The organism is Desulfobulbus alkaliphilus (assembly GCF_016918545.1).
GTDB lineage: Bacteria > Desulfobacterota > Desulfobulbia > Desulfobulbales > Desulfobulbaceae > Desulfobulbus > Desulfobulbus alkaliphilus.
In genome coordinates this window covers 24,741-46,130 of record NZ_JAFFQC010000013.1, presented here as the reverse complement: position 1 = coordinate 46,130, position 21,390 = coordinate 24,741, and the positions used below count along the sequence as shown (strand labels likewise).

At 56.6% G+C, this 21,390-nt stretch carries 17 protein-coding genes and 1 tRNA gene; 12 read left to right on the top strand and 6 right to left on the bottom strand.

Annotation, left to right across the window (positions count from 1 at the left end; genetic code table 11):
- Positions 1 to 139: 139 nt before the first annotated feature.
- The 5 genes from tsaE to JWG43_RS08635 all read left to right on the top strand — a co-directional run bounded on the left by tsaE (position 140) and on the right by JWG43_RS08635 (position 5,312).
- The gene (tsaE, locus tag JWG43_RS08655; RefSeq protein WP_205242516.1) at positions 140 to 655 is read left to right on the top strand and encodes a tRNA (adenosine(37)-N6)-threonylcarbamoyltransferase complex ATPase subunit type 1 TsaE; all 516 of its coding nucleotides are present in this window, start codon (positions 140 to 142) and stop codon (positions 653 to 655) included.
- A gap of 247 nt (positions 656 to 902) precedes the next feature.
- Entirely contained in the window at positions 903 to 2,669 is a 1,767-nt protein-coding gene (locus JWG43_RS08650; protein ID WP_205242515.1) for a YcaO-like family protein, read from the top strand.
- On the top strand, positions 2,666 to 3,727 hold the full coding sequence (waaF, locus tag JWG43_RS08645) for a lipopolysaccharide heptosyltransferase II (protein WP_205242514.1): 1,062 nt from the start codon (positions 2,666 to 2,668) through the stop codon (positions 3,725 to 3,727). The genes JWG43_RS08650 and waaF overlap by 4 nt, the downstream gene beginning before the upstream one ends.
- Positions 3,728 to 4,357 carry a D-glycero-beta-D-manno-heptose 1,7-bisphosphate 7-phosphatase gene (gene gmhB, locus JWG43_RS08640; RefSeq protein WP_205242513.1) on the top strand — a complete coding sequence of 210 codons (630 nt, stop codon included), beginning with the start codon at positions 3,728 to 3,730 and terminating at the stop codon, positions 4,355 to 4,357.
- 58 nt (positions 4,358 to 4,415) lie between these two features.
- Positions 4,416 to 5,312 (top strand): glycerophosphodiester phosphodiesterase family protein, encoded by an 897-nt coding sequence (locus JWG43_RS08635; RefSeq protein WP_205242512.1) that lies wholly within the window; start codon positions 4,416 to 4,418, stop codon positions 5,310 to 5,312.
- A 131-nt stretch (positions 5,313 to 5,443) separates the two neighbouring features.
- On the opposite strand, the gene JWG43_RS08630 is transcribed toward JWG43_RS08635, so the two are convergent.
- Complete coding sequence (locus JWG43_RS08630) at positions 5,444 to 6,592, bottom strand: citrate/2-methylcitrate synthase (RefSeq protein ID WP_205242511.1); 1,149 nt, start codon at positions 6,590 to 6,592, stop codon at positions 5,444 to 5,446.
- Between the two features lie 287 nt (positions 6,593 to 6,879).
- Here JWG43_RS08630 and JWG43_RS08625 point away from each other — a divergent pair, with 287 nt between their 5' ends.
- Positions 6,880 to 7,959: an AI-2E family transporter gene (locus tag JWG43_RS08625; RefSeq protein ID WP_205242510.1), complete on the top strand. Its 1,080-nt coding sequence runs from the start codon at positions 6,880 to 6,882 to the stop codon at positions 7,957 to 7,959.
- A 209-nt stretch (positions 7,960 to 8,168) separates the two neighbouring features.
- On the opposite strand, the gene JWG43_RS08620 is transcribed toward JWG43_RS08625, so the two are convergent.
- Genes JWG43_RS08620 through JWG43_RS08610 form a run of 3 tightly spaced genes read right to left on the bottom strand, consistent with a single transcriptional unit; the run spans position 8,169 to position 12,707 of the window.
- A complete protein-coding gene (locus tag JWG43_RS08620; RefSeq protein WP_205242509.1) occupies positions 8,169 to 9,545 on the bottom strand; it encodes an efflux transporter outer membrane subunit in 1,377 nt (458 codons plus the stop codon).
- Between the two features lie 4 nt (positions 9,546 to 9,549).
- The gene (locus JWG43_RS08615; protein WP_205242508.1) at positions 9,550 to 11,499 is read right to left on the bottom strand and encodes a MacB family efflux pump subunit; all 1,950 of its coding nucleotides are present in this window, start codon (positions 11,497 to 11,499) and stop codon (positions 9,550 to 9,552) included.
- Positions 11,499 to 12,707 carry an efflux RND transporter periplasmic adaptor subunit gene (locus JWG43_RS08610; RefSeq protein WP_205242507.1) on the bottom strand — a complete coding sequence of 403 codons (1,209 nt, stop codon included), beginning with the start codon at positions 12,705 to 12,707 and terminating at the stop codon, positions 11,499 to 11,501. Before JWG43_RS08610 ends, JWG43_RS08615 begins: the two co-directional genes overlap by 1 nt.
- A gap of 661 nt (positions 12,708 to 13,368) precedes the next feature.
- Here JWG43_RS08610 and JWG43_RS08605 point away from each other — a divergent pair.
- The 4 genes from JWG43_RS08605 (at position 13,369) to JWG43_RS08590 (ending at position 17,351) form a co-directional block, all read left to right on the top strand.
- Positions 13,369 to 14,829 (top strand): ATP-binding protein, encoded by a 1,461-nt coding sequence (locus JWG43_RS08605; protein ID WP_205242506.1) that lies wholly within the window; start codon positions 13,369 to 13,371, stop codon positions 14,827 to 14,829.
- A 4-nt stretch (positions 14,830 to 14,833) separates the two neighbouring features.
- Positions 14,834 to 15,505 carry a response regulator gene (locus JWG43_RS08600; RefSeq protein ID WP_205242505.1) on the top strand — a complete coding sequence of 224 codons (672 nt, stop codon included), beginning with the start codon at positions 14,834 to 14,836 and terminating at the stop codon, positions 15,503 to 15,505.
- 137 nt (positions 15,506 to 15,642) lie between these two features.
- Positions 15,643 to 16,305, top strand: coding sequence for an alpha/beta hydrolase (locus JWG43_RS08595; protein WP_205242504.1), 663 nt, complete (start codon positions 15,643 to 15,645; stop codon positions 16,303 to 16,305).
- Between the two features lie 107 nt (positions 16,306 to 16,412).
- A complete protein-coding gene (locus JWG43_RS08590; protein ID WP_205242503.1) occupies positions 16,413 to 17,351 on the top strand; it encodes an alpha/beta fold hydrolase in 939 nt (312 codons plus the stop codon).
- A 251-nt stretch (positions 17,352 to 17,602) separates the two neighbouring features.
- Here the strand turns inward: JWG43_RS08590 and JWG43_RS08585 are convergent, their stop codons facing one another.
- On the bottom strand, positions 17,603 to 18,787 hold the full coding sequence (locus tag JWG43_RS08585) for a hypothetical protein (protein WP_205242502.1): 1,185 nt from the start codon (positions 18,785 to 18,787) through the stop codon (positions 17,603 to 17,605).
- A 399-nt stretch (positions 18,788 to 19,186) separates the two neighbouring features.
- Here JWG43_RS08585 and ychF point away from each other — a divergent pair, with 399 nt between their 5' ends.
- The gene (gene ychF, locus JWG43_RS08580) at positions 19,187 to 20,257 is read left to right on the top strand and encodes a redox-regulated ATPase YchF (RefSeq protein WP_205242501.1); all 1,071 of its coding nucleotides are present in this window, start codon (positions 19,187 to 19,189) and stop codon (positions 20,255 to 20,257) included.
- Positions 20,258 to 20,643: 386 nt separating this feature from the next.
- A tRNA-Pro gene (locus JWG43_RS08575) sits at positions 20,644 to 20,720 on the top strand.
- Positions 20,721 to 20,900: 180 nt separating this feature from the next.
- On the opposite strand, the gene JWG43_RS08570 is transcribed toward JWG43_RS08575, so the two are convergent.
- Positions 20,901 to 21,359 carry a hypothetical protein gene (locus JWG43_RS08570; protein ID WP_205242500.1) on the bottom strand — a complete coding sequence of 153 codons (459 nt, stop codon included), beginning with the start codon at positions 21,357 to 21,359 and terminating at the stop codon, positions 20,901 to 20,903.
- Between the last annotated feature and the right edge of the window lie 31 nt (positions 21,360 to 21,390).

Here is a 21,390-nt window from a genome sequence, read left to right as displayed (position 1 = left end):
TGTTCGAGACCGCTTTATGACGATTGAAGCTTGCCTGAGGACTGATTCCACCGTACAATAGAACTGCGGTAATGCGGTGATTCGTTACTTTTTCTCCAATATTCGCAAAGACATGGAGCTGATGACGAAGAGCAATTCCATGATAGTTCCTCTCCAGATCAACCAGGGCCCTGGACAGGGTGAGGTCGCATCTCTGGTCTGTGCGGTGGAAGAGGATCTCACCCGGATCGCCACCGCCCTTGCCGGAGTTCTGGTGCCCGGCGATGTTCTTTTTCTGTATGGTGCATTGGGCGCCGGCAAAACAACCTTGGTCCGTTTTCTTGCTCATGCCCTCGGCGTTGGAGCGGAGCAGTATGTTTCCAGTCCCACTTTTGCCCTTCTCCATGAGTACCATGGCCGTCTGCCGGTGTATCACATGGATTGCTACCGGCTCAATGACGAAGTGGATGTTGAGGAAGCCGGTTTGCTGGACTTTCTCGAACTGGAGGGCGTGACCATCATCGAATGGCCGGAACGGCTCGGCTCCCTCGCCCCGATAAATCGCTTGGATATCCGGATCATGATCGATCCGCAGGGGAGAAGAGAGGTTACCCTTGCACCCTGTGGGCCTTTTTGGCGATCAAGAATGGCCCAGGTTATCCCCATGCTTCATTGAAGCCTGGATCGGTGAGCGCACCTCCGCACAACCCGAAGGGCGGCTGGTGGAGGTTATTATCAAGGATTCCACTGCAATTATAACTTGATTACACAGGATATATCCAAAACAAGCATCCAGGCGTCACGGATTGAGGTGAAGGTTTTTTCGGGCACTCAATGACCTTACCCGTTTTGGAGCTTTGTCCCTGTTCGGGGCGGGCTGAACAACTGTTTCGATCTTAACAGCATTTAAAACGATGGATGGAATGGAAAAAAAAATGATCACCCTGCAGGCCTGCCGCAAAAAATACACCTTTGATCAGGACAAAGCCTGCACCCCCAACGAAACCGTAGCCCGATTTCAACAGCGACTGCAGGCTTGCCGTCTCGATATTCTCAAGGACATTCGCCGTATCGATAACGGCCGTCTCGGTATCCCCGTCTATTTCAGCCTGTGTGGGGCTGATGCCCGGCGAATTATCGGCAATAAGAAGCAGATGGGCAAGGGGTCGACTCCGGATCAGGCCCGTGCCAGCGCTTGTATGGAGTTGGGCGAACGTTTCAGCTTCTTCAGTTTTCTCAACGACAAGGATAATTTTCTCGTCGGTGATTATGAGCGCATGGAAGCACAAGGGTATCCGGTGCTGCCCATTGAGACCTTACTACATTCAGTGCACGATGTTGATCTGTCTCCAGAATTGTTGCGTCGCCTGCTTGCCGATCTGCCACTGCGCTGGACCTGGGCCCAGCGTCTTGGCGACAATGCTCCGGTGCTGATCCCCTTTTCCTGGTTTTATGCCATCAATGAGTTCAATGGTCCGTCCGCGGGGAATACCTATGAAGAGGCGGTCCTGCAGGGAATATGCGAGATCGTCGAGCGTCATGTCTGTGCTCTGGTCACCCGGGATCGTCTTGCCACGGCAAAAATCGATCCGGCATCGATTACCGATCCAGTGGCCTGCGAACTGCTCGACAAGTTCAGAAACAATGGCATCGAGGTCCATCTCAGCGACTTCTCTCTGGATACGGGCATTCCCACTGTCGGTGCCCTGGCCTGGGACCCCGCCACCTTTCCGCACACAAGCGAGATCGTCTACACCGCCGGTACCACACCCGACGCCAACAAGGCACTGATCCGGGCCCTGACCGAGGTTGCCCAGCTGGCCGGTGATTTCAACACCGGTTCTAATTATGTGGCAAGCGGTCTGCCCAAGCCCCTCAGTCTGGACGAAGTCGATCATCTGCTCCGCAGCACTTCCACCGTCACCCTGGGGGAAATGGCTGATCTTGCCGATGAAGATATCTTTCAGGAGGTCAACAACTGTGTTGCCGCGCTGCAGCGCAATGGGATGGAGGTTTTGATCATCAACACCACCCATCCGCAACTGGAGATCCCGGCCCTGTACACCATTATCCCCGGTGCCCATTTCCGGGAACGGGCCATGGGCGGCAATGCGGCCCTGTTTGCCGCCAAGCTGGCCGCTGACCTGCTCGAGGGTGATCAGCTCGATCTCTGGCTGACGGCTATGCAGCGCCTTTTGCCATCGGCCTATTTTCTCCATTTTTACCGGGGCCGCCATCTTTACGATCAGGGAGCCGTCACTGAAGCTCTGGCCTGTTTCGAAGAGGCTCTGCGATGCAGCCCGCAACAGGAAGATCTGCCCTATCTGTATTCCTATCTGGGCTGCTGTCTGCGCGATCTCGGCCGATATGAAGAGGCTATTGCCGCACTGCGTCAGGGGCTGGCCCTGGATGAAGAGCGACCCGACATCTTCAATACCCTGGGTGTCTGCTGCTACAAAACCGGACGACACGCAGAAGCGGTGGATCATTTCCGTCGCGCTGTTCTCTTGAACCCGGTCTCAGCCATTGATTACGCCAATCTGGCCCTTAATCTGGAATGTCTTGGCGAGACGGAAGAGGCTATGGTCAACTATGAGATCGCCTTGTCTCAGGATCCGGCCATCACCTTTGCCGTCGAACGGCTTGCCGGTTTATTGAGCGTCGAAACAACGAACAGTCCTTCATCATGAGTCCCTTCCCCCAGAATCCTCAGAAAATTCTGGTTCGATCCACCAACTGGATCGGCGATGCGGTGATGACCACCCCGGCGGTACGAACGATTCGTGAAAATTTTCCGGAGAGTGAGATCACCATGCTGGTCCATCCCTGGGTGAGTGATATCTTTCGCTACAGCCCCCGGGTCGACCGGTTGTTTCTCTATGAAAAAAAAGGGATGCACAGTGGACCCAAGGGGATGTTGCGGCTTGCCAACGCACTTCGGGAGGAGCAGTTCGATTGTGCGTTGCTGTTGCAGAACGCCTTTGAAGCTGCCCTGATCGCCAAAGTCGCGGGTATTCCGGTGCGCGGCGGTTACACCACCGATGCCCGGGGCCTTCTGCTTACCCATGGAGTCCGCCGGGAACAAGAGCTGATCGGCAGGCATCAGGTCCATTATTATCAGCGTATGCTGCTGGGGCTGGGATTGAAGCCGGCACCTACTGCCCTGGAACTGTTCATTCCCGGCTACCAGATCGAGGCCGCCCGTGCGATGCTTGAGGAACGCATCGGCCAGGTTGCGCGCTCAGTGCCACTGATCGGTTTCAATCCCGGAGCCGCCTTTGGACCAGCCAAGCGCTGGCCGGCTGAGAAATTTGCCCAACTGGCTGAGCTGATCGGACGTCACTCCGAAGCGAGAATACTTATCTTCGGCAGTGCGGCCGACAGTGGTACAGCTGCGGCAATCATGGATCGCGCCGGTAAGATGGCTGACCGTCTGGTTGACTTCACCGGGGCCACCAGCCTGATCGAAGCCATGGCTTTGATTGGTGAATGCGATGTCTTTGTCAGCAATGATTCCGGTCTGATGCACGTGGCCGCTGCCCTGCACACCCCGCTGGTCGCTGTTTTCGGATCCACTGATCATATCGCCACCGGTCCGTTCTCCGAGAATGCCATCGTTGTCCGCAAACCACTGTCCTGCAGTCCCTGCAAAAAAACAAAATGCCCGGAGAAACATTTCCGGTGCATGCAGATGATCACCGCGGCGGAAGTGTATGCGGCCGTGATCCAGGCCTTGCAGGAGAAATAAATGGCGTTCCAGGAGAGCAGTCCGGTGTGCAGCAATGCCAAACCTGGTCGTGCGGCGGTTTTCCTTGATCGGGATGGGACCATCAACGAGCAGATGGGCTATATCAACCATATTTCCCGCTTTCATCTTCTGCCCGGGGTCGGCCGGGCCATTCGTGCTCTCAACGAGTGCGGGTTGCCGGTGGTTGTGGTCACCAATCAATCCGGCCTGGCCCGCGGCTATTTTCCGGCCTCCCTGCTCGATGAAGTGCATCGGGAAATGCATCGTCTCCTTGCCCTCGAAGGGGCCCGTGTCGACGGTATCTATATCTGCCCTCATCACCCCGAGGCCAAGGAGGAGCGATATCGGCAGCACTGCAACTGCCGAAAACCCAAAACCGGCCTGATCGAACAGGCCGCAACGGAGCTGGGTCTGGATCCAGCCTCTTCCTATATAGTGGGCGACCGATGGTCTGATTTGCGCTGTGGTGCCGCTGTCGGTGCCGCTACTGTTCTTGTCCTCACCGGGTATGGTCAGGGTGATGCCGCTTATATCGGCCCCAAGCAGGCGGTCCAGCCTGATTATGTGGCCTCTGACCTGGAAGAGGCGGCCCGTTGGATCATTGCTCGCACCGCTGCGGTGCAGGAGTGAGACAATTGCCGCCGAGGGCACCCGGAAGAGGCGCGGTTTCGTCTTCTGGCAGCTGTTTGTGACTACCGCAATCCTTGCTGGTTCCCCCCGGAACCACCGCTTTTTTGATCGTTTTGGAGCGCAGCCGCTGATCATTGCCCATCGGGGGTATCGGAGCTGGTATCCGGAAAATACCTTCAGCGCCTTTACCGCCTGCCTGGGTCGTTGTCGCATGATTGAGCTGGATGTGCGCCTTTGCCGGGACGGTACGGTCATGGTCTTTCATGACCGTAACCTCACCCGCACCAGCAATGCTGCCATGATGGCATGGGACCTGGGCCTGGTCAGCCTGAATATTGATGACTGGCGGTCTGACCAAATACGCCGTCTCGATGCGGGTTCCTGGTTTGTCGAGACTGATCCTTTCCGCACCCTGGCGCGCTGTCCGGTTCATCGAAACCGTCTTGTCACCCTTCTGCCGCAGCGTATCCCCACCTTGCAAGAGGTGCTGTCCTGGGCTGCGGTCCACTGTATGCCTTTGAATGTTGAAATCAAGGATATGAAAGCGTCCAGTTTGGGCCCTCAGATTGTCAAAGAGGTGATCCGTCTGGTCCGTACATCCGGGATGAGGGGGATGGTGGTCCTGTCTTCGTTTAATCACGACTACCTGCGTGCCTGCCGGCAACATGCACCGGAAATAGCCACCGCCGCCCTGCAGCAGCGTTACCACCCCGAGGATCTCGTCCCCTACCTGCGCTCACTGGGTGTTTGTGCCTATCATCCTGAAAAGAGCATCACTGACCAGGCGTTGGTGAGCATCCTGCGGGCAGAGGGTCTGGCGGTCAACGTTTTCACCGTCAACGATCCGACCCGCCAGAGCAGGTTGCTGGACTGGGGGGTAACCGGCGTGTTCACCGATTTTCTCGAACAGAAGGAGAGGTCGAGCCGGGGCACTGAGCCCCGGGGAGGCCGTTAGTGCCCATCCGCAAACCGGTTCTTTTATCCTGACTCTTCTTGTTGTCCCGCTGAATGGACCCTTTGGTCGATAAACCGGCACCCAGCTGTCACGGATCAAGGGTTTCTTGATGGGTGCCAGTGAGGGATTGGTCAAGAGCGGGAGCCGATGTCAATATACGGCTGCAGGGATGGGCCTGTATACTGGGCATTGGGTCGGATCAAGCGGTTGTTTTTCCACTGCTCGAGGATATGAGCCGTCCAGCCGACCGTTCGGCTGACGGCGAATATGGGGGTGAACAGTTCCTCCGGTATACCCATGGCCTGATAGAGGGGTGCGGAATAAAAATCGACATTGGGAAACACCCTGGAATGGGTCAGCATAACCTGCTCCACAGCCTGAGCGATTTCAAAGTAGCGTAACTCACCGGTGAGAGCCGTGATTTGCTCGACCTCTTTGCGCAGGACAGTGGCACGGGGGTCTTCGCAGCGATAGACCCGATGACCGAACCCGGGGATTTTTTCTTTTCTCCGTAAACGGGGCAGGATCCAGTCGGCAGCTTTTTCCGGGGTGCCGATTTCTTCAAGCATCTTCATGACCTCGGCGTTGGCCCCGCCGTGCAGCGGTCCCTTCAGGGCGGCGATGGCACTGGTCACGGCTGAATAGATGTCGGTCATGGTGGCTGCTGTCACCCGAGCGGCAAAGGTCGAGGCATTGAGTTCATGATCGGCATGGAGGATAAGGGCGGTATCCATGGCCCTGACCATGATCGGATCCGGCTCCTTGCCCTGCAGGGTATAAAGGAAATTGAAGGCAATGCCGTAGTTGGATTTCGGTTCGAGTGGTTCCATGCCTTCCCGGAGCCGCTGATGGGAGGCAATAATCAGGGGGATACGTTCGGTGAGACGCTGCGCCTTGCGCAGACAGGCGTCAAGCAGGGTGTTGCCGCTGTCGGGATCCCAGTGGCCCAAGGATGAAACCGCTGTGCGCAGCACTTCCATGGGGGTGGCTGCATTGGGAAACATGCGCAGAATCATCACTGTTTCCACCGGCAGCTTCATGCAGCCGGTAAAACCGTCGAGAAAGGCCTGAAACTCGACGAATCCCGGGAGTCGACCGTACCAGAGAAGGTAGGCAACTTCCTCAAAGGTCGAATGTTCGGTGAGATCGACGATGTCGTACCCGCGATAAAGCAGGCGGCAGTTCTCACCGTCCACCAGGCAGATGGAGGAGTTGCAGGCGGTGATATCCGCTAATCCTGCTTCGGGATGGAGGGACGGAGTTTTGGCGGATCCAGTCATGGTTTTTTCTCCTTGCAGGCAGATTGCGGAGTGGTTTTGCTACACCAGGTATAAATTTTAAATATTAAACATTTACCGGTTGGATGTAAAGATGCGCGCACGTTCACCAGGGCGAGCAAATTGCTGCCTGACCTCAGCATTGCCACCGGTTATCATCCTCCTCAATCCGTGATTGAAAAGGTTGCTGATGGGCGAGCGTCTCTGGTAGTACTCTGGCAACACAAGTGTTCCATTTTTTGCTTCGCTATGCCGATTTTCCCGCTCAGGAACATCTATAGGAAAACAGTATGATTCGATATGTACGGAATTGGTTTGATCGACACTTTTCCAATCCCCAGGTTGTGATTCTGGCGTTGGTCCTGTCCTTCGGGCTGCTCTTTGTCATACTCGCCAGCCGTCTGCTGGCACCATTGATTGCCAGTATCATCATCGCCTACCTGCTTGAAGGGGGGATCCGTGCTCTGGTGCGATACCGGTTGCCCCGACCAGTGGCGGTCATTCTTGTTTTCAGTTGTTTTCTGTCCATGTTCGTGGCCATGATCCTGCTGCTTCTCCCCCTGCTGGCAGGTCAGCTCACTCAGTTTGCCCGGGAACTGCCAGCGATCGTCACCAAGACCCAGGCAGTCATGCTGCAGTTGCCGGAACTCTATCCGCAGGTTTTTTCCGAGGATCAGGTCAATGAATTATTGAACACCATTCGCCAGAATCTGACCAGCCTTGGTCAGCAGTTGCTGCTTTTTTCGCTGGCTTCGGCCATGCAGCTGATGACGATTGTGGTGTATCTCTTTCTTGTCCCGTTGCTGGTCTTTTTCATGCTGTGGGATAAAGATCGGATCGTGGCCTGGTTTCTGCTGTTTCTGCCGCCCAATCGCAGCCTGGTGAACTCAGTCTGGGTAGATGTCAATGCCGGCATCGGTAATTATGTCCGCGGCAAGTTCATCGAGATCCTCATCGTCTGGGTAGCGAGTTTTATCGTTTTCACCGCGCTTCAGCTCCCTTACGCCATGCTCCTGTCCCTGGCAACCGGGCTTTCCGTGATCGTGCCCTACGTGGGGGCGGCCGTGGTTACGGTCCCGGTGGCGGCGGTGGCCTATTTCGGTTTTGGCTTCACCGCCGAGTTCGGCTACATCATCCTTGCCTACGGCATTATTCAGTTCATCGACGGCAATCTGCTGGCTCCGCTGCTTTTTTCCGAGGTTGTTGATCTGCATCCGGTGGCTGTGATCACCGCTATTCTGTTTTTTGGTGGTATATGGGGGTTATGGGGCGTCTTTTTCGCTATTCCGCTTGCCACCTTGATCGCTGCGGTTCTCAAGGCCTGGCCGGTTATCGAGGAGGAGAGAAAGTTTGATATCGGTGGCCCTTGAAAACGAGGATGGACAACGAAGGGTCACCGCCGTCCTCAGTACAATCTCAGTTCAATCGTGGGCATGGCCCGCTCCTACAAGGGCCAATGCAATTGCGGGCATGGCCCGCTCCTGCAAAGGCCAGATGAACTGTGTTTGCGCAGTAGGAGCGGGCCATGCCCGCGAAAAAAATCTTCAAAAAAATCTGTCCAAATTTTTCGTCCTTTTCCCTATTGATTCCCTCCCAACGCCTTACACAGGGTGATGTAATTCAGCAACAGGTTGAGATGATTTTCCGCCAGGGCCGTTTCAGCCTGCCGCCGGTTTTCCTGGGCATCCAGCCAGGCCTTGATGGCAACATTGCCGGCCTGATAACGGACACGGTATATTTCCTCCACCTGCAGAGCGGTTGCCAGAACCAGTTCCAGTTGTTCGCCCTGCAGCAGATAGTGCTGACGAGCCGAAAGACTGTCTTCCACTTCGCTCAGAGCGGTGTAGAGCGTCTGGCGAAAGTTGACCACAGCCACCTGGTACTCGGTTTCTGAAATCTTGATATTGCGCTGCATGTCCCTCCATTGAATAAATGGCAATGTGAGGTCGGCTGCGAGAACCCCGATTGGGTTGCGCACCAGACGGGAGAGCGCATCGCTGCTGACCCCCAGGTTGCCGCTCAGGCTGATGGCGGGGTACCAGGAGGCCCGGGTGGCCTCGCTGGTGGCCAGGGCTGCCTGGAGACGGGCCTCGGCAGCCCGCAGATCCGGACGCCTGGCCAGCAGAGAGGCGGGCAGGCCCGCTGCCACTTTCGGTACGGCGACATGGGAGAGGTTTTCGGGTTCGGATATGGCAAGGGTCCGGGGCGGTCCGTCAAAGAGAATTGCCAGGGCATTGCGTGCCTCCATCCGCTGTTGCAGCAGGGTTGTCCGCGCTGCCTTCTGGTTGGCAAGCGTACGCTGGGCTTCGAGAACATCAAGCCTGGTGGCGGCACCCGCTTTTGTGCGCACTTCAGCCAGGGTCAGGGTCTGGACCGCATAGGCAATGCTTGCATCGGCTGTGGCAAGCCGCTGATTGAAATAGGCAATCTGCCAGTACAGGGTGGCAGTAGTTGCGGTCAAAACAAGGGCCGCGCTGGCCCGGTCCTCCTCTGTGGCCAGCATTTCCCAGTGGGCCGCATTCGCGGTCTCAGCCAGTTTTTTCCACAGATCGAGTTCATAGCTCACGGTCGCTGAAGAAGAAAAATTGCGAATTTCTTCCTTGTCGCTGCTGCTCAGATTGCGGCTCAGGCTTGCGCCGGCGCGCACCGCGGTCGAGGGCAGCAGATCGCTTTCCGCCTGATCTGCACGCAGTTGCGCCCGCTGGACAAGCAGGGCCGCGGCAGCCAGGTCATTGTTGCGAATCAAAGCTTCATCCACCAGCTGATTGAGGGTTGGATCTGCGAAGGCTCGCCACCAGTGTTCGTCATCGGGCAAGACTTCAGTGTCGCTTGCCTGTTCCCAGCTGGTGGGCAAGGTCAGTTTCGGGGTCTGGTACGATCCTGAGTGGCTTGCACAGCCGCTGAAGAGCAAGGCCAGCAGCAGTGGCCAGAGTATGGGGAGTTGTCTCTGTTGCATGGTATTATTCGCGTGCAAGGGCGATCACCGGATCGAGGCGGGCGGCATTACGGGCGGGGAGAAAACCGAAAAGGACCCCGATCCCGGTGGCGCAGATAAAGGCGCTGACAATGGCGGTGGTGGAATAGATCATGGTGAAGGTGCTGCCGGAAAAGGAAAGAGCCAGGCCGGCGCCCAGGGCCAGGCCGACTCCCAGCAGACCACCACACAGGCAGACGAGCACTGCCTCGATAAGAAACTGCTGCATAATGTCGCTGTGGCGCGCGCCCACCGCCATGCGCACCCCGATCTCCTGGGTCCGTTCGGTCACCGATACCAGCATGATATTCATCACCCCTATACCCCCCACCAAAAGAGAGATGAAAGCAATGGAGGAGATCAGCAGGGTCATGGTGGCGGTTGTTTTTTCGATGGTCTGGCGGATGGCGTCTATGTTGGACACAAAGAAATCCCGGGTGCCGTGGCGCAGGGTCAGGAGGTTGACGATACTCTGCTCGGCAACCGCGGTGGGCACGGTATCCGCAACCCGCACCGTGATAGTCCGCAGGTGCTGTTGCCCGGTGATCCGGTTCATGGCCGTGGTATAGGGAATCCATAGATTGAGGGTGTCGCCGTCACCGAAACGGGTTTCACTTCTTTTCGTGACTCCGATTACCCGGAAAGGGACTCGCCCCAGTATGATCACTTCGCCCAGGATCTCGTTGGACCCGCCGAACAGAGAACGGTGGGTATTGTCATCGATGACCACTTCCTGCACACTGTTGCGGACGCTGGCCCGGTCGAACAATCGTCCCATGGCCAGCTCCATACCCCGTACCCGGAAGAAATGCTCGCCCACGCCATTGACCTGTGCACTGACGCTGATATTGCCGTACCGCAGAGTCTGGGCTATCCGCACCTCTGGTGTAACACTGTCCACATAGGGTTGCTGAGCCAGGGCGTAGGCATCGTCGGGGATCAGGGTACGCACCGCTCCGGAGCGCAGGTCACCGAAATCACGTCCCGGGTAGATATTGATGGTATTGGTCCCCATGGCACTGATATCTTGGAGAATGCGCTGCCTGGTCCCTTCGCCCAAGGCCACCACGGAGACCACCGAGGCAATGCCGATAATGATGCCGAGCATAGTCAGCAGGGTGCGCAGGCGATGTGAGGTCATGGCGAGCAGGGCCATCCGGAACGCCTCAACGAATCGGTCCCACCTGGCCCGCCAGGGATGGGAAGGCCGGGTGGAGTCAGGCTTGATCATGGCTGCCTCACCGGGTTGCTGAGTGCTCCGATCGGCGGAGATAACACCGTCAGTGAGTTCGATAATCCGGTTGGCATGGCTGGCGACCTGGTGATCATGGGTGACGATGATCACGGTATGACCGTTCCGGTTGAGTTCACGCAGGATGGTCATCACCTCGTTACCGCTGGCAGTATCCAGGGCGCCAGTGGGTTCATCGGCGAGGATGACGGCGCCGCCGTTCATCAGGGCTCGGGCGATGGAAACCCGCTGCTGCTGGCCGCCGGAAAGCTGGCCCGGGGTATGATCCAGGCGGTCGGCCATGCCCAGGCGGGCGAGAAGCTCAGCAGCCCGCTGACGTCGGGCCTGGCTGCTCTGTCCGGCATAGATAGCCGGAATCTCAACATTTCCCAGGGCGCTGATGCTGTTGAGCAGATGATAGCGCTGGAAGATAAAACCGAAATGAACCCGGCGCAGGTAGGCGAGTTGGTCCGGTTCCAATTGGCCGGTTTCCTCGCCACCCACCCGATAACTGCCGCGGCTGGGCCGATCCAGGCAGCCGATGATATTCATCAGGGTTGACTTGCCGGAACCGGAGGTGCCGACAATGGCCACCATCTCGCCGGCGGTTATGGTCAGGTTGATGTCCTTGAGAACGGTGAGAACCTCGTCACCGGCGGGATACTCGCGACAAACGCCCCGGAGTTCGATGAGCGGCGCATCCATCACAGTATTCTCACTCCCCCGCGTCTTCCCCGGGGCATGGATGTGTCAGCCTGGGCAGAGACCTGTTCGCCTATGGCGACACGATCTCCTTGCACCAGTCCTTCCAGAACCTCGGCTCGGACATTATTGTTAAGGCCGATGCGCACCGGTCGTTGCTCATGCCTGTTTGGTGCTGTTTCCACCCAGACCAGATAGCGTCCTTGCTCGTCCCTGTCGCCGAGGGCTGCGGCCGGCACGGTGAGAACATCGTGGGCCTCGGCCAGGACAATGAACACCTGGGCGGTCATGGCAATGCGCAATGTGCCCTGATCATTGGGGACATCAAGGATACCCATGTAATAGATGGCCGCTCCCGCGGCAGCGGAAGAGCCGCTCAACCCTTCGCTGGATATGGATTCCGGTGCCGGTTCAATGAAACGAAGCTGGCCGGGATAGCGGCTTTCCGGTTCACCGAGAATGGAATAGTAGACCTTCTGGCCGGGCTGAACCCGGATGACATCGGCCTCGGAAATTTCCACCTTGATGGTCATCTGGTCCAGACGGGCAACCTTGATGATTGTTGGGGCCAACTGGTTGGCATTGACGGTTTGTCCTTCTTTGGTGACGATGGCCACCACCACACCGTCGATGGGTGAGGTGATCATGGTATAGCCAAGATCCAGGCGCGCCGTATCTACGGCGATTCTTGCCTGTTCAATCTGAGCGTCCAGGGCAATGAGTTCAGCGCGGATCACGTTCAGGTTGGCTTCGGCATTGTCGAAATCATCCTGAGAGGCGGCATCGCCTCGCAGCATCTCGGCCTGGCGCTGCAAGGTCAGTTCAGCCAGGTGGAGCGAGGCTTCCTTGGCCTGCTTCTGTGCCAGGGTGGCTGCCAGGGCCGCGGTTCTGGTCTGCAGGGTGTTCTGTTGCGGCAGCGAGTCGATTTCCGCCACCACCTGTCCAGCTTCGACTGTGTCCCCCAGTTCGACCTGCAGCGATTTCAGTTGCCCCGAGACCTGGGCGCCGACACTGACCAGGTTGCTTGATTCCACCGTGCCGCTGGCCAGAACCGTGATTTCGATGTCACCCCGGGTCACTGGAGCGGTCATGTAGGCTGGTTGTTTCTCCTCACGGAAGAAGAAATAGAAGGTCGCGGCCGCGGCGGTGATCATGAGTGCGGCCAGGACCGCCCAAAAGCGAAGCTGAAGTTTTTTTCGTGCTGATTTCATGGTGTCTGTAAGACCGTTGTATCCTCCAGGAGGAAGTAAGCCAGGTATATCCCGCGGTGACCCGGAAAGACCGGTTCCTGCGCGGGTAGTGAGAGTATATTTGTACAACGATATGGCATATTATCAAAAAACCCAGTGGGTAAAGGGGACGACAACACGCTTTACCCGGCCGGAAAGGATCATCATCCTGGTGTCTGTTGATCCGGAAGATGAGTGAAATCAGTTACCTGAACCCGTGGCGGCTGGACGATTGTTTTGGTCATATCTTGCTGTAATCATCATATAATTGCAGTGGAATCCTTAACAATACCTTCAACCAGCCGCCCTTCGGGTATCCAGGAGTCAATCAGTCCGAATGGAATCAGCAGACAACGCCTGCCCGGGTTGTCAGGGCAATGACCGATTTCTGCTGCATTTTTTGGGGACAGCCATCATCCTGTTTTGACAGTGGACTGATATCTGTTTTCTCCATGAGCCACTTTAGCCAACAAAGGTGCAGGAAATGTGGAGGAAATGAGGAAAAACGAACCAGCAACGAAAAGAGGGTGAGGCCGGCGGGGAGATTGTGCTAGGAGATAGGCAACGAGACCACACCGGCTGCGACTGTCCTGGAGGTCTATCCGGTGAGGGGGGCAAGGAAAACGGCAAGGAAGTTGCGCAAATGGACAGAAAGATCAAAATCGGCATCCGCTACCGCCTCTTTATGGCCTTCCTCATTGCCACCATCTGCGTGGTGGTCAGCATGTTCGTGGTGACTCGGATGAGCTTCGAACGGGGAGTGTTCCGGTACGTCAACCATGTCGAAAGGGAACGACTGGAAACCCTGGCTCGCATTCTGGAGCAGGAGTATCATGAACAGGGACAATGGGATGCGCTTAAGGAATCCTCGGAACAGTGGATCGAACTGGTGGCGTCCACCAGGCCTCAGCGGGTCCGCCGCCAAGAGTACCGGCAATTTCATGATGCGGCGCTCAACAGCAGTAAACTTGCCAATCAGGAGGAGCGATTGCCGCCGCCGGTGCCCAGAGGTGCCCAGGCTTTTGATCTGCGGGTCGTACTTCTTGATGTCCAGAAAGAGGTGATGCAGGGGCCCAGGCCACCCTGGTCCCAGTCACCGATGTTTATCACCCTTGCCTTGGATAAGGAACCTATCGGGTACCTTGGCTTGATTCCTCCTCGTATTCTTGTGGATGAGCGAATACGCCAGTTTTCCGGCGAGCAGCATCGCCATCTGGTCCTTATTGCCTTGAGCATTGCAGCTGGCGCGGCTCTGTTGGCCCTGCCGCTGGCCGGCAGAATGGTCCGGCGTATCACAACCCTGGCCACCGCCACCACCCAACTGGCCGCAGGTCGATATGACATCCGGGTGCCGGCGGAATCGTCCGACGAACTTGGTCAATTGGCTCGGGATTTCAATAGTCTGGCCACAACCCTGGAACAGAATGAGGCGCTGCGTCGGCGCTGGGTCGCTGATATTTCCCATGAATTGCGGACTCCCTTGGCCATCCTCCGGGGTGAGGTGGAAGCCGTGCAGGATGGCGTACGCCGGTTGACACCCCAGACCATGGATGTTCTCCACAGTGAGATACTTCACCTCAGTCGTCTGGTCGATGACCTCTACGAACTGTCTCTGGCTGATATCGGTGCCCTGACCTATCATAAAGAATCTCTGGATTTCGGTGCCCTGGTCAAGCAGGCTGTTCTCGCCTACCGAGAAGAGTGGAATGAACAGGGGCTGTCTCTGACTATGGATATTCCGGATCGGCCTCTGGTCCTGTTCGCGGATGCGGAGCGGTTGCATCAGCTGCTGGGTAATCTGCTCCAGAATACCTTGCGCTACACCGATTCCGGCGGTCGTCTGGAGGTGGTTGTGCGTGAGGAGACAAAGAACATCCTGCTGTGCATAGCCGATTCCTCCCCCGGGGTCCCCGAACAATTTCTTCATCGCTTATTTGATCGTTTATATCGGGTCGAGGAGTCGAGAAGCCGGAGCCATGGCGGAGCCGGTCTTGGCCTGGCCTTGTGCAAATCGATTGTCGAGGCCCACGGCGGAACCATCGAGGCGGCACCGTCTCCGTTGGGTGGCCTGCGGATAACCGTAACCCTGCCCAAAAAAGGATGAGGCCATGCAGTGTATATTGATTGTCGAGGATGAAAAGCGGCTGGCGGCAATTCTGGCTGATTATCTCCAGGCTGCCGGTTTCTCCGTTCGTCTGCTTGCCGATGGCAGCAGCGTCGTATCCCGGGTGCGACAGGAACAACCAGACCTGATTCTCCTGGATCTGATGCTTCCCGGTCGGGATGGTATGGATATCTGTCGTGAGATTCGTTCGTTTTCGGCGGTGCCGATCATCATGGTCACCGCCCGTATCGAAGAGATTGACCGGCTGCTGGGTCTGGAATTGGGTGCCGATGACTATATCTGCAAACCCTTCAGCCCCCGTGAAGTGGTGGCCAGGGTCAAGGCTGTCCTCCGGCGCGCCAACGGCACGGTTGCACCGAGCCATGGACTGGTGCTGGACGAATCGACCATGCGCGCCGGCCTTGACGGCTGCAGCCTTGATCTGACCGCCGTGGAGTTCAAACTCCTGGCTATGCTGCAGGCCCGGCCCGGACACATATACAGCCGGGATCAGCTCATGGGACGTATTTACCCGGATCAGCGGATCGTCAATGATCGGACCATCGACAGCCACATCAAAAAATTGCGACGTAAGATGCAACAGGCTGCGCCCGGCCGCGATCTGATCCGTTCAGTGTACGGAGTCGGGTATACATTCGATCCCGATCAAGGGTAGGTGATCGGCCTCCTTGTGGAAAACCACGGCCCAGTGCCATGATCCATGGGAATTTATCGAGGATTGTGCTATATTTGCGGTTTGTTATCGAAACACGATTCCTCCCCTCAACAAAAAGTATCCTAACGGAGGCTTCCATGTCTTTATTGCCGGCCATCGAGCAGGAAACCCGCAGCAACCCCGATGCCAGTGTCATCTGGCTGCACGGCCTGGGGGCCGACGGCTACGATTTCGCTCCCATTGTCCCGGAACTGGCGCTTCCCGAGGATCTGGGCATCCGCTTTATCTTCCCCCATGCCCCGTCTCGACCGGTGACCGTCAATGGCGGTTTTGTCATGCCCGCCTGGTTTGACATCTATGAGATGGCTATCGACCGCAGGGTTGATGTCGACCAGCTGATGGTTTCCGCCGAGGCCATCAACAACTTTGTCGACCGTGAGCTGGAGCGCGGTATCGATAGCCGCCGGATCATCCTGGCGGGTTTTTCCCAGGGCGGTGCGGTGGCCTACCAGGTGAGCCTCAGTCATCCCCGGCCGCTGGGTGGCCTGATCGCCATGTCCACCTATTTTGCCACCAGCGATTCCATTACCCTCAGTGAGAGCAATCAGGACCTGCCCATCGAGATTCAACACGGCCTGCATGACCCGATTGTCCCCCAGGTCCTTGGCATCCGTGCCGCTGAATTTCTCAGAGACCGGGGGTATGCCGTTGCCTTTCGGACCTATCCCATGGATCATTCGGTCTGCCCGCGGCAGATCGGCGATCTTTCCGCGGCCCTGCAACGCTTTCTTGACTGGTAGAGCAAAACTGCCCGCACGCACTTGCCAAGAATCCAGCCGTTACGGATCCAGGAGAGGGAAAAAGGGCTGTTTCCGGCTGGGCACTGCATAAGAACAAAGGAGGTATCATGATCGAAAAGAAACGAAACGGGTTGGCGCCCACAGCGGCGTCATCGAATGTACGGTCCTGTTGGTTTGGTGTATTGCTGGCCCTGGCACTGCTGCTGGTCACGACTTCAGTCCAGGCCCAGACTCCCTGGCCTCAAATGGCCTATTCCAAGGACGGTACCCCGATTGCCTTTACAAGCTACGGGACAGGAGGCACAACCCTGGTGTTTGTCCACGGTTGGAGTTGTGATGCCCGGTACTGGCAATCCCAGGTGCCCGCTTTCTCCGCTCGATACCATGTGGTGACCCTTGATCTTGCCGGTCACGGTCATTCGGGCATGAACCGCACCCGGTATACCATGCAGGCCTTTGGCGAAGATGTGCAAGCCGTGGTCGAGACCCTTGATGCCCGTCGTGTCATTCTGATCGGCCATTCCATGGGCGGCTCGGTTATTGCCGAGGCAGCCCGGCTCATGCCGGAGCGGGTCATCGGGCTTATCGGTGTCGACACCCTGGAAAATATCGAACACCCTCTCACCAAAGAGGAACTTGAACAGATGATCGCGCCCCTGGAGCAGGATTTCCCCGGCGAAACCAGGGAGTTTGTCGAGGCGATGCTGTCGCCAACCGCCAATCCGGCGATTCGTGAGTGGATTCTTGCCGACATGGCAGCGGCGCCGCCCGCTGTTGCTCTGAGCGCCATGCGGGAGATGATGACCCAGTACGTTACCGGTGAGGCGGCCAGGATTTTTCAGGAAATTCGCGTGCCGGTAATGGTTGTCAACGGTGATTACTGGCCTGTTGATTATGAAGCCAACCGGCGGCACATGTTCTGGTTTGATGCCATTATCATTGATGGAGCGGACCATTTTCTCATGCTGACCCGACCGCACGAATTCAATCTGGCCTTGACCAGAGCGGTGCAGACCATTCAGAGGCAGGTGCTGCGGATGAACTGAAACCGACACGGTCAACCGTGACAGCGGCTGGCCGTGCGCATGGGAAAGGCAGAGCAAAACCTGAATCCGTGACGGCTGGTGAAATTTAGTACCAAGGATTCCGCTCCAATTAAAACATGATTACAGTAAGATATATATAAAACAAGAGTCCAGCCGTCACGGATTCAGGCAAAAGAGACTTGGGCCGGTCCACCCTTTCTGGTGGGACCGGCCGTTTTTTTATCGATGATCAGCAGGCCGCAGCCGATGTATCACGGTTCAGGCAGGGTGATCATCACCGGTTTTGCGGGGGCGGTTTCGGTCGCGCACAGGGAGAGCAAGGTGTCGTTCGGGATGACGATGCACTGCAGCTGCAATGACCATCGACGCAGTACCTCAAGCAGCTCAACCTGCTCTTCCCTGGGCAAATTCAGGGCCTGAAAATCGAGGAGAACAATCGGTGGGCAGCCAATCAGCGCCCCATGGAGTGCGGTAAGGCCTGCCAGCAGAGCATTGAGCCGGGGAACAGGGGGCAGGCGGGAGATGGGTTGAGGGGTGCCATCCTGCCGGTTTTTCAGCAGCACCTGGTCACCCTGGACCGTGAATCTGAGGTTCAGGTCGGGCTGCAGGGTGTGCAGATCCTGGTTGAGCAGGTGGAGACGCTCTGCGAAAGCAGCCTGGTCGGCATGGCTGGAGCGTAACTGATCGACGAGCCGGGAAAGGAGTTCGCCGCCGGCTGCAGTCTCCGCATCAGCAGACAGAGTTGTTGCCGAAAGCGCCAGAAAAAGCGGCAAACGGGCTGCCACTGCTTTTTTAGCCTGGAGGAAGTGACGGGCTCGATCAATGGACTGGCAGCAGCGGTTCATTTCGACCTGACAGGATGCCGGCAGATACGTATCCAGACGCTCCAGTTGCTCCCGCAGTTGCGTTGCCACCTCACCCTTGATGCGATCAGTGGCCTGCAGATCCTCCATGGTGGTCTGCAAAGGCGCCACCGCGTCGGCAGCCTCGGGGCCAACATGGGACAGCAAGGCACGGATCAACGGTTCGACTTCCTGCCAGCGGCTTGATGCGGACAACTCGACAAAGTTCATCCATCGGCTGTAATCCCGCCGCCTGCCAAGCTCAATCCGGTCTGTTTCATACAAAGCCGGATCAAGGGCCGCCAATTCCTGCACCATCTGGGGGGACGCGGCATAGATCGCCAGGGCCGCGGTTTTTTTGGCGGGAATAATCCTTCTCTTGTGGTGAGAACCCAAGGCATACTCGGAAAAATCAGCAAAAGGGTCTTGATGGTGCAGGTCGAAGGGGGGATTGATGGCCTGCAGGGCCCGCAGCAGCACTTCAGCCTGCTCGCTTTGCCGGGTGTGGACAATGCTGAGGTTCGGGCCGACCTCCAGCCAGGAGGAATCGGCGACCGCGGGATGGCCGATGACACGAAAGGAAAGCAGGAGCATGGTGATCCGAGGGTTGATGCCAGGGCAGAGAACAGCGCCGGCAGGCTATGGGGCAGTGGTTGACCTGGTGCCTTGATCATACTCACCAGGCTTTACATAATAATGAGTACTTCAATTACAAGCTCATCTCAAGGATTTCCCGCGTTCTGCCGGCCCGGTTGAAAAAGAGCCCACCTGCAGCGGATACAGGCTGAAGGCGTCCTGACCTGAGCACATGAAGGGTTCAAAAAAATAATCACCGCTGGGTACAGGAAGAGCAGAACATCTTGTATCGGTATGGTATAAGAGGCCCGGACTTGGCGGCATTATGGCCAACCAGTCAGGCATCATGGGACATTACCACCCGCATCAAAGATACCGGATCTGTCCGCGGATCCATCACCATCTGGAGAGGAATTTATGAAAATCGGCATCATCGGCTTACCGCAGACAGGTAAGAAAACCCTTTTCCAGGTATTGACCGGCAGCAAGCTGCAGGAACTGACCGGCCCGCCCAAGCCGGTACCTGGCGTGGCAACCATTGTTGACAAGCGTTTTGATCGTCTCGTAACCATGTACCAGCCGAAAAAGGAGACCCGGGCCCGGATCGATCTGGTCCTGCTGCCCAAAATGGAGCAGGAATCGATTGCCAAGGGAGATATCTTCCGTGACATCAGTGATGTGGATGCGCTGTGCCATGTGGTGCGTGCCTTTGAAGACGAGGCCATCTATCATGCCGCCGGATCGGTCAACCCGCTGCGCGATGTGGCCATGGTCAACTCCGAATTGCTGCTTCATGACCAGGTTTTTCTGGAAAAACGGATTGAACGTCTGCAGACAGCGTTGAAAAAGATCAAGGACGAACGCCAGGGTCGTGAACTGGAACTCATGCAGCGGATGCAGACCCATCTTGAACAGGAACAACCACTGCGCCTGATGGACCTGAGCGAGGAAGATGACCTGTTGATCCGCAGTTATCCCTTGATCACCCGCAAGCAGTTGATCCTGGTCTTCAACGTGTCCGAAGACGGGCTCAGCGACACCTCGCTGCTCGACCAGGTCCGGGACCTGTGCGCGGCACAGAGGATGGAGGCGATGACGGTCTCCGCCAAGGTTGAGGCGGAAATAGCCCTGCTGGACAGCGAGGAAGAACGGCAGGAGTTCCTGCGTGACCTCGGTATCGAGGAAGCGGCCCTGGAAGTCCTGACCAGACTCTGCCTCAAGGCGCTCGGCCGGATTTCTTTCTTTACCGTGGGCAAGGATGAGGTCCACCAATGGCTTGTCCGTCTCCACTCATCGGCCCCGGTGGCTGCCGGTGCCATTCATTCCGACCTGCAAAAGGGTTTTATCCGGGCGGAAGTGATGAAGTATGATGAACTGATGGCTTATGGCAGCGAGGCGGAATTGAAAAAGGCCGGCAAGTTCTATGTCCAGGGCAAGGACTATATCGTGGTCGACGGCGATATCCTCAATATCAGATTCAATATTTGAACAGAGCAACAGGGCGGGCAGGGTGGTGTGGCCCGGCTGTGACCACCACCTGCAAACGATAACCGCTCAATGCAAAAGAAATAACCCGCATCAAGCAAAAGAACTCAATCATTACCCCCCGTGCCCCCTGTAGGAGCCCACCATGTGGGCGATAATGCTATGGAGAAAAAAGCTTATCGACAACCAATCCCACCGATTGTCGCTGCGCAAATATCCATATTTCCCCGTTGTCCACAGCTACGTAACATGCACCGAGGCCGGAGATCAGCAAACAAGCACCGCCTCCAGGACCAGCAAGACCCGCGGCCGAAAAACTGATCGAAAAGGTATGGACACCGGACCAAAACCATGCTAAATGAGTAGCCGCATTTGACGATGTCATGGTTCGGGAAGTGGCTCAGTCTGGTAGAGCACAGCGTTCGGGACGCTGGGGTCGGAGGTTCAAATCCTCTCTTCCCGACCACTTACAATATATAAAGCTGGTACCTGTCGGTACCAGAAGTTATCCAAAAAAAGCCCAGGCTATTCCTGGGCTTTTTTTTTTGCAAAAATCCAACTTTCACGGGCAGTTGTGACCGTGTAACAATGGGGTGCCTGTCATCGCGACCGGTAAATATGCCTGGAGAACACTAGTTAAATATACCTAATTCTGAAGATATTTGAGGATGAACTGGTTGCACTTGCTGGGTGGAACGGGTAGATTTTGCTTATGGATAAATTTGTCTTCCTGCTCATCTTTCTGTTGCCTGTACCCGTTCAACTCGGTCATGCCGAGAGCAATAATCCGGGCAGGAAGGATTGCCGGGAGAAAGCGAGTTGATATGACTGGCCTGCTCTGCTTGAGAAAAATCCCAAAAATAATGCCTTCCATTCCCTGTCTGCCTTGTGATTCGGTTTTTACCCCATAGTCGAGGCGTCTGGCAATATGACCAAGAGTCGAGCCACCGGTCTCTTTGAAAATATGCGGAAATCTCTGATCGAATAATAAAAAGAGCGTAATAAGGGATCGAAGAAACTTAGAAAACATGGGGAGTGAGGTGAAGGTAAAAAACAGAAATGATGGTATCAGGTTTCCGGTTACCATGATGACTATGTTGTTCATGGCGGCTGCGCCGCCATGAATCGCGGTGCTG